Below are 12,261 nucleotides of genomic sequence, written 5' to 3' on the forward strand. Positions count from 1 at the left end.
TCTCTATATTTTCTTTGAAAATAGCATGTAACATTGCCTGACGAATTTATTGAGTATTCAGAAAAAAGTTAATATATTATACCTGTACAACTGGTATAACCAGTTAAGGGTGACAGGGGAGAGAAAAATTAGTGAGTAATTTATTGTACATGGATATCGTTTCAGATATTGAAGAAAAAATTTCAAAAGGGGTACTAAAAGATGGTAATAAATTACCTTCAGAGAGGGAACTTTCAATTCAATTTAAAGTAAGTAGAACTGTTGTAAGGGAGGCGATAAATGTATTAAGAGAGAAAGGATATGTTGATGTACAAATGGGAAGAGGGGCTTTTATTACAAAACCAAATGGGACTATAGTGACAGACTCATTACAGAGAGTGATTAACAGTACAAATTCAAAAATGACAGATATTCTAGAAGTAAGAGAAGAGTTAGAATTAGCTATTATCAAAAAGGCTGTATCAAAAGCAACTAAGTCAAATATAGACTCTCTTAAGAAGATCTTTGCCAAGATGGAAATGAAAAAATTTAATATCAATGAATTTATTGAAGAAGATACAAATTTCCATATGGAATTAGCCAAGACTACCCAAAATAATATTTTTTATGTTTTGACTAGTTCCTTTCTTGATCTAACAGACAAAGCACTTTTTCAAGTAACAAAATATACACCTTTTAGTGTACATGAAGCACAAAAACAACACTGGGATATTATACAAGCAATTGAAATGAGGGATGAAGTATTAGCAGTTAAAACAATATTGAATCATACCCAAATGATCCGTGATGAAATAAAAATGCTTCAAGATCAAAAAGTATTTTTAGATGAGTGAATTAGTTTGGAGGGCTATATGAGTATTGATGCAAAGATGTGTTCCTTTTATGATACTGTTCAGAAATGGACTAGCGAATTAGTGGCTATTAAAAGCGTAAATGGTACTACAGGTGAAGTAGATATTTTGGATAAAGTTGAAAGTTTGTTGAGATCGTTTCATTATTTTAGTGAGAGGCCTTGTATGGTGTGGACTAAAGTAATGAAAGAAGACCCAATTGGGAGAAAAAATTTGTTTGCACTAGTCTCAGGTGAAAAAGGACCTTCTAACAAAGTGGTTCTAATACATGGTCATACAGATACTGTTTCAACAGAAGATTATGGAGAGTTGGAGGATTTCGCAACAAAACCTGAAGAACTAATGAGAAAATTTCAACAACTTGAATTGTCACCCGATGTAAAAGAGGATTTAGAATCGGGAGAATGGTATTTTGGGAGAGGTACTGTTGATATGAAAAGTGGAGTTGCCTCACACTTATGTGTACTAAAATACTTATCTGAAAATCCTGAGACATTTGCAGGGCATATATTGTTTATGGCAAATCCTATTGAAGAAACTACTCATGGTGGAATTATGGACGCTTTAAGTGAATTACAACGTTTAAAAACAGAAAATAATTTTGAATATGTTACAGCTATAAATGCAGACTTTGTTGGTCCACTTTATCCTGGAGATACTACTAGATATATTTATTTAGGAGCAGTTGGTAAATTATTACCCTCATTTTATATTAAAGGAAAAGAAACTCATGTAGGTCAACCATTTGAAGGTTTTGATCCAAATCTAGTTGCTTCAAAATTGGTAGAAAAAATCAATTTAAACATGTCTCTGGTAGATGAAGCTGAAGGTGAATATACACTACCACCGGTTGCTTTAAAAATGGAGGATTTAAAGAATACTTATAATGTGCAAACACCTATTTCTTCCTTCGTTTATTTTAATTATTTTGTTCATAAAAGGACACCAGATGAAGTAATGATACAATTGCAGACAGTTGCAACAGAGGCATTTAATGAAGTAATTGATTACTTAAATGAACAATATAGCTACTATTCTCGTAAAAATAGTAGGCAATCGGAGAATCTCCCTTGGACTACAAGAGTAATGACTTATGAGCAGTTAATGACAAAATTACTAAGTGAAAAAGGAGAAGTTGTAAAAGAGAGAATACAGGAAATCTTAGTTAATAATCGTGATAATGATTTAAGAATAATCACACGTCAAATCGTTAGTGAATTGTTAAAAATGGATAATGATCAATCACCGGTAATTGTTATTTTTTTCAGTCCGCCATATGTGCCACATAATTTAGTAAAAGAGCAAAGCAAGATAGAGAGAAATTTGAAGAAGGTACTTATTAATACCTTGAATGATTTAGAAGTTCAGACAGGACATCATTTTGAAGTTAAGAAGTTTTTTCCGTCTTTAACAGACAGCAGCTATCTTTCAATGGATGATAGTAAAGAAGCCATTAATTACTTAAAATGCAATTTTCCAGAAATGGATACTCTTTATCCTGTACCTGATGACACAATAAGAGATCTGAATATTCCGTCTATTAATGTTGGAACATGGGGGAAGGATGCGCACAAGATGACAGAAAGAGTATATAAACCATATACCTTTCAGGTGTTGCCGGAGTTAACAAAAAATTTAACACTTAATCTTTTAAGTGAATAAAGCGGAGGATTATATGATAGTAGTTACGATTGATGAATTGTCGGCCCCACATGTACATACTATCAGAAATCTTGACTTATCAATGGAAATCTTTTTTGAATCAGATCTATTAAATACAGATATCCCACTTGACCAAGTAAAGGTTTTGTTAACTTATGGTTTTGATATAACAGAAGAATTATTGGATAAAATGAGTTCACTAAAATGGGTTCAAGTGTTTCAAACAGGTGTAGAACATGTTCCTATTTCTGAACTAGAAAAACGTAATATTACGTTGACAAATGTGAGAGGAATATATGGAGATTCTATTTCTGAATATGTCATGGGGATTATTTTGTACCATGTCAGAAATTTTTCTAGTTTTATAGAAAACAAAAAGAAGCATATATGGGATCGTCAGTTACTACCAGATGAGGTGAACAATAAAACAATTTCCATTTTAGGTGCAGGGATAATTGGCAGAGAAGTTGCCAAAAAAGCAAAAGCCTTTGGAATGAATGTGCTAGGTGTAAACACATCTGGTAGAAGCCAACCGAACTTTGATGAAATGTTTTCTTTAAAAGATATGGACTCTGCTATATGTCGAGCTGATTATATAGTTGCACTATTGCCAGTGACAAGTGAAACCTACCAGTGCATAGGTAGTAAGCAGTTTTCGAAAATGAAACAGTCTGCTTATTTTATAAATGTAGGAAGAGGTGAGCTGGTTGATGAAAATGCATTAATAAAAAGTCTAATTAATAATGAAATAAGTGGAGCAGCACTAGATGTATTTCAACAAGAGCCTCTACCAAAGCATCATCCACTGTGGGAAGTTGAAAACTTAATTATTACCCCGCATTTATCAGGGAAAACCATTTATTTCTATGACCGATGTATAAAAATCTTTTCACATAATTTGCATCTTTTTAAGAGTAAGAAAGAATTACTCTATTCTATAGATGTTAATAAGGGATATTAAAAAATTATGGGGGTTTTGAAATGAGAAAACAATCACAATTTAAGTTGTACATTGTCGGTTTCGTGGTTCTATGTTTAGGAATGCTAGCAGCTTGCTCGAGTGATAGCACAAGTGGTGAATCATCTAGTGGAGAAAGTTCTTCATCCGAAGAAACAATACAGTTAAGACTTTCTCATGTTGTTGCAGAAGACCATGCTTCTAATCTAGCTTTACTAGAGTTTGAAAAGGCAATTGAAGCAAAAACAGATGGAAGAATTGATGTTGAAATCTTTCCGAATGGCCAGCTATACGGGTCAGATCGAGAAGCGGTCGAAGCTGTTCAATTAGGAAATATTGAAATGACGACAATCGCTACTCCAACATTATCTTCTTTTAGTAGTAAGTTTATGGTTATTGATTTACCTTTTATCTTTAAATCGGATGAAGCAGCCCATAATGCCATGGATGGTGAATTAGGGCAAACACTTAACGATGAACTTCCTGCAATTAATTTAGTTGGATTAGGCTATGGTGAAAATGGTTTTAGACATTTAGTTAATAACAAACGACAAATTGAAACACCTGAAGATCTAGATGGATTAAAGATGAGAGTAATGGAAAACAAACTATACCAGGATACTTTTAATTTGTTAGGAGCAAATGCGTCACCGTTAGCTTTCGGTGAATTATACTCAGCTTTACAGCAAGGGACATATGATGCTATGGATAATCCAATTTCATTAATATACGCTTCGAAATTTTATGAAGTTCAAGATTATCTAACATTAAGTGGTCATGTGTATGCTCCTGTTATCACTGTCATGAACAAAGAGGTATTAGAGGGAATGCCGGAGGATTTACAAACCATTCTTTTGGAAGAAGCTAAGAAAATGTCACAGAATCAGCGTGAAATCACACATCAACAAGATGAAGAAATGCTAGAAAAATTAAAGGAACAAGGTATGAAAGTAAATGAGCTAACAGACGAACAAAAAGATACCTTCGTTAAAAACGTACAGCCAATCTATGAGGAATACGTTGACGAAATTGGTCAGGATTTAATTGATTTGGCAAAAAGCTACAATGAGTAAATAAAAAATGATCATGACATATGTCTTTATTCTAGGAGAGGTTAGAGAATAAAGACATATGTTCAACTGGAGGAGATCCATGAACATAAAAAAACTTATCAATGAAAAGATAGAAGAATGGTTACTTGTCGCAGCTTTTTTGTTTATGGTTACTCTAGTGTTTGTCCAAGTAATTTTTAGATATGTTATTAATGATTCCTTGGGGTGGAGTGAAGAATTATCAAGATATATTCTTATTTGGATTGCTTGGATTAGTGCTAGCTATGCTGTAAGAAAAAATGAGCATATAAGAATTGAATTTATCAAGAACCTTTTTAAAGGCATTGGGAAAAAGGTTATAGAAATGCTTGTTCTGATTTTATGGTTTCTAATGGCATTGTTTTTAGCAATAGAAGGTACACAATTAGCTATGCAAATTAAGATTACAAACCAAGTTAGCCCATCGATGGGGGTGCCAATGTGGATGTTATATTTAGCAACTCCTGTTGGAGGAACTCTGATGTGTATTAGACTCATTCAACAAGCATTCTTAATTTTCAAAACAGAGCAAAAGCCGAACTAGGAGGTGTTAACTTGACGATTGCAATTCTTTTTGGAAGTCTATTTCTCTTTTGTTTATTAAGTGTCCCAATAGGTATAGCAATAGGGTTATCGACACTTACTACCATTATATTTGCAAGTGATAATATCCAATTATCGACTATTGCCCAAAAAGCCTTTACTTCGTTAGATTCATTTCCAATTATGGCTATTCCATTTTTTATGTTAGCAGGCATATTAATGGGGAAAGGAGGAGTGTCTAAACGTTTACTAGATTTCGCTAATTCACTTGTTGGATTTCTCGTAGGCGGACTGGCAATGGTAACTGTGTTAACGTGTATGTTTTTTGCTGCAATATCAGGATCGGGGCCTGCGACAGTTGCTGCAATCGGATCGTTTATGATTCCTGCAATGAAAGAGAAAAACTATGGGCTTGGTTTTGCTTCGGCAATAACAGCAACTGCAGGTTCAATCGGGGTAATTATACCACCTAGTATTCCATTTATTCTCTTCGGAGTTATAGGTAGCGTATCAATCGGCGGATTGTTCATGGCAGGTATCATTCCAGGAATTCTAATTGGTGTTGTCTTAATGGTGATGTCTTACTTCATCGTAAAGGGTAAGAATTTAAACACTGAAGGAATTGAAAACAGAAAAATTAGTTTAAAAGAAGTGGGGAAAACATTCTATGAAGCGAAGTGGGCACTTCTAACACCAATCATTATATTAGGTGGAATTTATGGAAGTATATTTACCCCTACTGAAGCCGCAGTAGTTACCATTTTTTATGCACTTTTGATAGGAAGCTTTGTTCATAAAGAACTAAGGTGGAAGGAAATATACGATGCTGTTGTTGAGACAATCACTATTACAGGTACCACGCTTTATATGATTGGTTTATCCATTGCTTTTGCATATTTATTAACAGTAGAGCAAATTCCATCTACTATAGCAAACTTTATTACAACAACATCAGACAACCCAATTATTATCTTGTTAATGATAAATATATTTTTGCTTATTGTAGGTGCATTTATTGATACAATTGCAGCTCTTGTTATTTTAACACCAATATTACTTCCCGTAGCTACGCAGATTGGAATCGATCCCATTCATTTTGGGGTGATAATGGTGACAAACTTGGCAATAGGTTTTATTACACCACCAATAGGAGTGAACTTATTTGTCGCTTCTGGAATAGGGAAAGCACCTATGGAAAGCATTATTAAATCAATTATTCCTCTATTCTTAGCAATGGTTTTTAGTCTCCTAATTATAAGTTTTTTGCCAAGTTTATCAATGTTTTTACCAAATCTTTTAAACAAGTAGATATATTGGAGGAATAAAATGTTTGCAGATCTGGTTTTATATAATGGTGAAATCGTAACTATGGATAAGGACCAAAGTATTTATAGATTCATAGCGATTAAAAATGATCACATTATGTTACTTGGAACCAATGAATCCATTAAAGGTTTGATTGGACCAAAAACAAAAGTGATTGATTTAGAAGGGAAAACGGTTATTCCGGGCTTTATTGATGCCCATCAACACTTATTTATTAGTGGATTTAATTTAGTCTATGTGCATTGTAATCAAACATCTATTAAGGAAATGGTGGATGTTATTCAAGAAAAGGCAAACGTCTCTAAACCTGATGATTGGATTATTGGCTGGGGCTATGATGAAGCAAATCTCATAGATGAGAGACATCCTGATCAATATGATTTTGAAGATATTGAAAATCCGATCTTTTTAAACAGGTATTGTGCACATGCTGCTGTTGTGAATAGAACAGTTTTAGAACTAGCTGGAATTGATGAACACACAACAGTTAAAAATGGAGAAATTGTCAGAGATGCAAATGGGCAGGCTACTGGATTATTAAAAGAACAAGCGGTGGATATAGTAAGAAAAATAATGCCACCTTATACAAAAGAACAAATGAAAGAAGCTATTAAACTAGTTTCTGAACACAATGTTGCAAGAGGAATTACTTCGGTACATGAAGCTGGAATGGGTTTCTTTTATAACTTACTAGATGAATTTCATGTTTTACATGAAATGGTACAAGAACAAAGAATTCCTTTAAGAATATATGCAATGATACTAGATAAATATATTAATGATGCGAAAGATCTAAATTTACTCTCACAAGAAAGTTATCCAAACTTAAGGGTCGGTACAATAAAAATGTTCGCAGATGGAACGATAAGTGGAAAAACTGCTGCCATATCCCAAGATTACAAAAATTCACCTGGTAATAAAGGAATGCTGATGTACAGTGATGAAGAACTAAAATCAAAAGTTTTGGACGCTCATCAATTGGGGTTTCAAATTGCCATTCATGCGATTGGAGATAAGGCGATAGAACAAGTTTTAGACGCTTATGAAGCGGCACTAAAAAAGTACCCAAGAAAAGATCATCGACACAGGATTGAGCATGCGATGGTCACCAACAATAAATTATTGGAAAGGATGAAGAAACTAGAAATTATTCCGGTTCCACAGCCAACTTTAGTGCATCAAGCTGGTGATGTTTACTTAGAAAACCTAGATTCATCTATGATTCCTTATGTTTTTGCAAATAAAAAATACTTGAACTATGGCCTTGCACCGGCAGGAAGTTCTGACTTTCCAATTACACCATCTTCTCCGCTTTTAGGCATTTATGCAGCGATGTGTAGAGAAACTGCAAAAGGGGAAATTTTCTCATCTGAAAATAGAATTAATCTCTATGAGGCATTAAAAATGTACACAATAAATGCCGCAAAAGCTTCTTTTGAAGAAAATGTAAAAGGATCATTAGAAATAGGGAAATTAGGAGATTTAACTGTTCTTCCATCTAAATTTTTGGAATTTTCTGCTTATGAAGTTAGAGAAACGAAAGTTGAAATGACCATCATAGGTGGAAGGGTTGTTTATCATAATAAATTTTCAACATTACTAAAGGAGGAAATATTATGAAAAATGAATTAAAACAAAGACTTGTGGAGTTAGATAAAAAGCATTTTCTGCATCCAACATCATCTGTAAAACAACAACAGGAAAACGGTCCAGCTTTTATCTTTGAAGAAGGTTATGGAATCTATTTGAAAGATATTGAGGGTAAGGAATATATAGAAGGAATGTCTTCCTTATGGAATGTTGCAATAGGTTATGGAAGAAAAGAATTGGGTGAAGTAGCTATGGAGCAGATAAACAAATTGAGTTTTAGTTCAGCCTTCTCTACATTTAGTCATGAGCCAGCAATTCGACTTGCTGAGAAGCTTGCACATTTAGCACCTGGAGATTTAAATACGGTATTTTTTACATCTGGGGGATCGGAGGCAAATGATTCAGCGTTTAAGTTAGCTCGGTATTATTGGATTTTAAAAGGAGAACCAAACCGTAAGAAAATCATTTCAAGAAAAAAAGCTTATCATGGTGTAGCGACAGGTGCAACGAGTGCAACAGGTATACCAGAGTTTCATCGAGTGACGAATTCTCTTGCTCCAGATTTCGTCTATGCAGAACCAATGTCAGCAGAATCGCTTAGAGAAGTTATTGAAGAAGAGGGTCCAAGAACAGTTGCAGCGTTTATTGCAGAACCGGTTATGGGAGCAGGAGGCCTATTTGTCCCTACTGAAGATTATTTCAAAGAGGTACGAAGCATTTGTGATGAATATGGAATATTATTTATTGCAGATGAGGTCATTACTGGGTTTGGTCGAACTGGAAAAATGTTTGCATTGGAAAATTGGGATGTTGTTCCAGATATGATGAGTTTTGCAAAAGGTGTAACAAGTGGTTATTTTCCACTTGGGGGTGTGATGATTTCAGAAAAAATCTTTGATGTTCTAAAAGAGAAATCAACAGGCACTTTGTTTCATGGATTTACTTATAGTGGTCACCCTGTAGCTTGTCAGGTTGGGTTGAAAAATTTAGAAATAATGGAGAAAGAGGGGATTGTTGAGAATTGCAAAGAAATGGAAGGGGTGTTTATGGAAGGTTTTAAACGATTAGAAGATGAATTCGAACAAGTGGGAGATACACGTATTATTGGATTATTAGGGGGATTTGAATTCTATTCAAATCGTGATACAAAAGAGCGGTTTACAGAAAAGGTTGCTCCAAGGGTAATGGCTGAAGCTGCTGAACGTGGTTTAATATGCAGATGTGTTATATATAACGATAGCGACACATTGGTTATAGCACCTCCGCTAATCATCACAAAACCAGAAGTTGAGAAAATCATTAGTATATTAAAGGAATCTATTGCGGCGGTAGTGAACAAAGCTCTAGTCTGACAAATGACAATTCGACAAGTGACAGGCACGACCCGAAGTATGTCGAATGAAGAGGCTGTACCGAATTGGTACGGCTTTTTTCTATTGTTAATGGATTGCATAAACAATCATTTTAATCAGATAAGAATAAATCCGCCATAAAATTGTAATAAATTACCTTTATTTACGCCCATTTCTATCTATCTTTTCTTATATAATAGAAGAAAGGAGGTATGCATGATGCATGCTTTTACAAAGAAAAGCTGGATTAGTTTTTTTATTCTTCTTGCATTAATTATTGCAGCCAATACAATGCTTTATCGTGTGGAATTTATGAAACCGCTTCCGAATGGGGTTGCATTAGGTTCTCTGTTTGATTTTATTATTGTTATTCCATTATTGGCGTATTTTTTTATTATAAGAAAACGCTACTCGCTAAAATATCTACTTCCTGTTGCATTAGCAGGCTATGGGATTGCTTATCTTGTTGTACCGAATGGACTACTTTCATCCTATTCTTTTGTGAAATACCTGCTCTTTGCTGGGGAAGGGGCATTATTATTACTAGAGCTTTACATTCTTTATAAATTAATAACCAAAATACCAGCTATCTTAAAAAGAGTAAAAACACACCAAACGGAAATTCCTACACTACAATATCGAATTGAACAGTCTATTTATCAAGAGTTAAAGCCTTCGCGATTCTTAAGTATAATCGTATCTGAACTTTCTATGTTTTATTTTAGCCTTTGCACTTGGAGAAAGAAATCACTGACTATTAGTAATAATCATGAAATGTTTTCGTACCATAAAAAGTCAAGTTCTATGGCATTTAATATCATGTTAATTCACGCTTTGATACTTGAATCTGTAGGGTTTCATTTTTTACTTCATTCTTGGAATGAGATTGTGGCGATCATCTCACTCGTTTTGAATGTGTACACCCTTTTCTTTTTAGTAGCTGAAATTCACTCTATTCGCCTAACGCCTTTCATTATTAGTGACCGTTTGATGTCTTTACAGGTTGGATTAGCAAAGCAGCTAATCGTTCCATTAGAGGAGATAAAAAGCATTCGCTATTATGATGGTCCTGAAAAATTGTCCAAAGAAGAGAGAGAAAAGGTATTTGATGCAGTATTATCTGATTTTATGAAAGAAAAGCCAATTTTTGAAATCGAATTTACTTGTGAGCAGGAAGCCAGATTCATGTATGGCTTTAAGAGAAAAGTAAAGAAAGTACATCTTTCGCCTGATGAGCCTGAGAGATTTTATCAAGCATTATTGAGTAAAATAGAGGCCTAATTAAACCAAAGATATACTTGCTATAATAGAAGGTAATGAACGAAACTAAAAACCCCACTAAATGAAGGTGGGGTTTTTAGTGTTTATTGAGATAACTTCCTTTAATGGGTTAAGCATATATTCGTGTAAAATAACAACTCTTGAAGAATGCGCAAAATGTTCTTCAAAAGTAAAAAGAAAATCTTGATAAAAAGAAAGAAAGCACTCTGCATCATATACATTTTGTCTTGTAAATATTCCAGATCGATTTATAAACACATTTTCATATTTTAGAGAAAGTCTCTTAATCGGCTTTAAGAGCTTCTTTACATCACGTAGCCGGTATATCTCGCGTAATTGTTCTGTTATTTCTTTGGCGTCTTGTTGCATGTGCATAGAAAGCTTTAGATTTATCATATTCATATCTTCAGGTGATTCTTCTTCAAAGATGAATTTTTTTAGCATAATCATGTCGGATTTAATCGGTTCACACAAATAGCTTTGATAAATACGAAGTGTATTGTAAGCATCATACATAGGGTTATGCTTGTCACCTAAAAACTCTAATCCATACAGAGCTAATGCATCCTCAACCGAAATATTAGTCTTAGAAACTGTCTTTTTAAAAATATCTTGAAAGTCAGTATATCGTGTTTCAATTTTTCTAATTGTACGTTCAGGAATGCAATGTTTTAATGCGTCGATTTTTAGTCGTGATAAATCACTTGGCGACCAGGAAAAATATTGAGACTTCTTTAACCCACCAACCCATTCAAGAAATTCAGCAAAAACGTCTTTAAAATCGCTTGCTTTTTGTAAATCAGAATCTTTAATACCGGTTAACGTTTTGCAAAATTCAGTTAAAGGATTGCTGTTTTCCGGTCGTATAAATCGATCAAAATATGAAATTTTTTTTGAATCTAATTCATATTTTACAGCGCCCAAACGAATGGCTTCCATCTTCTCAAAAGCCATCCCTTGATCAGAGCATATCATTTCGAAATCAAAGAAAATATATTGTTTGATGTCCGCCATTCATTTCCCCCCTTAAAAGGTAATTATATGGGGGAAAGTTTAAAATGAAAAGGTCCAATAAGTGTAAAATGAAAGTATGTGTAATATTACAATTAGCCTTTTACTTCCTTTAAATAGAAAAAAGCATAAGAAGATAACCAAATATCTCCTTATGCTTCTTATTTTATTTGTTCAAAAACCATTTTAAGAAAGGCGGTAATTTCTTGTCTACGATTTTTAATTCATCCATTAATAATTTGTCTTGATGGTCTGTTATCCAATTTTCAAGTTCTTTTTTTGTGTTTAGTTGCGTATAGTAAGTTTCTCCCTTTTTACCTACCGCATTGACAACAAACCGACATGTGTTCCCCATAAATGCCCACCTTTTTGAAATAATCTATCCATTTAGCATTATAACAAGGGAAAAATTAATTTCTAGCCTTTACTTATGAGGAAGAAGGGAGTAAAATTTAACTCTTTACCTTAATTAGAGTAAGACCTCTTGTACCTTAATTAGATTGAGAGCATTTGACTGGTTTATATAGATAAAAGCATTATATCTATCTGGCATTATTGATGGAACATAACTTCCAATGTACGTAAGCTGGATTAAA

General features: G+C 33.8%; 11 protein-coding genes. 9 read left to right on the forward strand and 2 right to left on the reverse strand.

From position 1 onward, the window contains the following. The first annotated feature begins 131 nt into the window (after positions 1 to 131). The 9 genes from LPC09_RS07160 to LPC09_RS07200 all read left to right on the forward strand — a co-directional run bounded on the left by LPC09_RS07160 (position 132) and on the right by LPC09_RS07200 (position 10,654). Positions 132 to 833: a FadR/GntR family transcriptional regulator gene (locus LPC09_RS07160; protein ID WP_231309309.1), complete on the forward strand. Its 702-nt coding sequence runs from the start codon at positions 132 to 134 to the stop codon at positions 831 to 833. Between the two features lie 18 nt (positions 834 to 851). After that, a complete protein-coding gene (locus LPC09_RS07165) occupies positions 852 to 2,513 on the forward strand; it encodes a M20/M25/M40 family metallo-hydrolase (protein WP_231309310.1) in 1,662 nt (553 codons plus the stop codon). Between the two features lie 13 nt (positions 2,514 to 2,526). Beyond that, positions 2,527 to 3,474 carry a D-2-hydroxyacid dehydrogenase gene (locus tag LPC09_RS07170; RefSeq protein WP_231309311.1) on the forward strand — a complete coding sequence of 316 codons (948 nt, stop codon included), beginning with the start codon at positions 2,527 to 2,529 and terminating at the stop codon, positions 3,472 to 3,474. A 20-nt stretch (positions 3,475 to 3,494) separates the two neighbouring features. Next, positions 3,495 to 4,544: a TRAP transporter substrate-binding protein gene (locus tag LPC09_RS07175; protein WP_231309312.1), complete on the forward strand. Its 1,050-nt coding sequence runs from the start codon at positions 3,495 to 3,497 to the stop codon at positions 4,542 to 4,544. Positions 4,545 to 4,623: 79 nt separating this feature from the next. Continuing rightward, positions 4,624 to 5,106 carry a TRAP transporter small permease gene (locus LPC09_RS07180; RefSeq protein ID WP_231309313.1) on the forward strand — a complete coding sequence of 161 codons (483 nt, stop codon included), beginning with the start codon at positions 4,624 to 4,626 and terminating at the stop codon, positions 5,104 to 5,106. An 11-nt stretch (positions 5,107 to 5,117) separates the two neighbouring features. After that, positions 5,118 to 6,413 (forward strand): TRAP transporter large permease, encoded by a 1,296-nt coding sequence (locus LPC09_RS07185; RefSeq protein ID WP_231309314.1) that lies wholly within the window; start codon positions 5,118 to 5,120, stop codon positions 6,411 to 6,413. 18 nt (positions 6,414 to 6,431) lie between these two features. Then, positions 6,432 to 8,051: an amidohydrolase gene (locus tag LPC09_RS07190; protein WP_231309315.1), complete on the forward strand. Its 1,620-nt coding sequence runs from the start codon at positions 6,432 to 6,434 to the stop codon at positions 8,049 to 8,051. Further along, positions 8,048 to 9,373 carry an aminotransferase family protein gene (locus LPC09_RS07195; protein WP_231309316.1) on the forward strand — a complete coding sequence of 442 codons (1,326 nt, stop codon included), beginning with the start codon at positions 8,048 to 8,050 and terminating at the stop codon, positions 9,371 to 9,373. The genes LPC09_RS07190 and LPC09_RS07195 overlap by 4 nt, the downstream gene beginning before the upstream one ends. 216 nt (positions 9,374 to 9,589) lie before the next feature. Further along, positions 9,590 to 10,654: a hypothetical protein gene (locus LPC09_RS07200; protein WP_231309317.1), complete on the forward strand. Its 1,065-nt coding sequence runs from the start codon at positions 9,590 to 9,592 to the stop codon at positions 10,652 to 10,654. 57 nt (positions 10,655 to 10,711) lie between these two features. Here LPC09_RS07200 and LPC09_RS07205 read toward each other — a convergent pair whose 3' ends face one another. Both LPC09_RS07205 and LPC09_RS07210 read right to left on the reverse strand, forming a co-directional pair. Continuing rightward, positions 10,712 to 11,668: a 3'-5' exonuclease gene (locus LPC09_RS07205; protein WP_231309318.1), complete on the reverse strand. Its 957-nt coding sequence runs from the start codon at positions 11,666 to 11,668 to the stop codon at positions 10,712 to 10,714. 163 nt (positions 11,669 to 11,831) lie between these two features. Then, on the reverse strand, positions 11,832 to 12,020 hold the full coding sequence (locus tag LPC09_RS07210) for a hypothetical protein (protein WP_098798479.1): 189 nt from the start codon (positions 12,018 to 12,020) through the stop codon (positions 11,832 to 11,834). Positions 12,021 to 12,261 lie beyond the last annotated feature (241 nt).

This window comes from Metabacillus sp. B2-18 (genome assembly GCF_021117275.1).
In the GTDB taxonomy this organism is placed as follows: domain Bacteria; phylum Bacillota; class Bacilli; order Bacillales; family Bacillaceae; genus Metabacillus.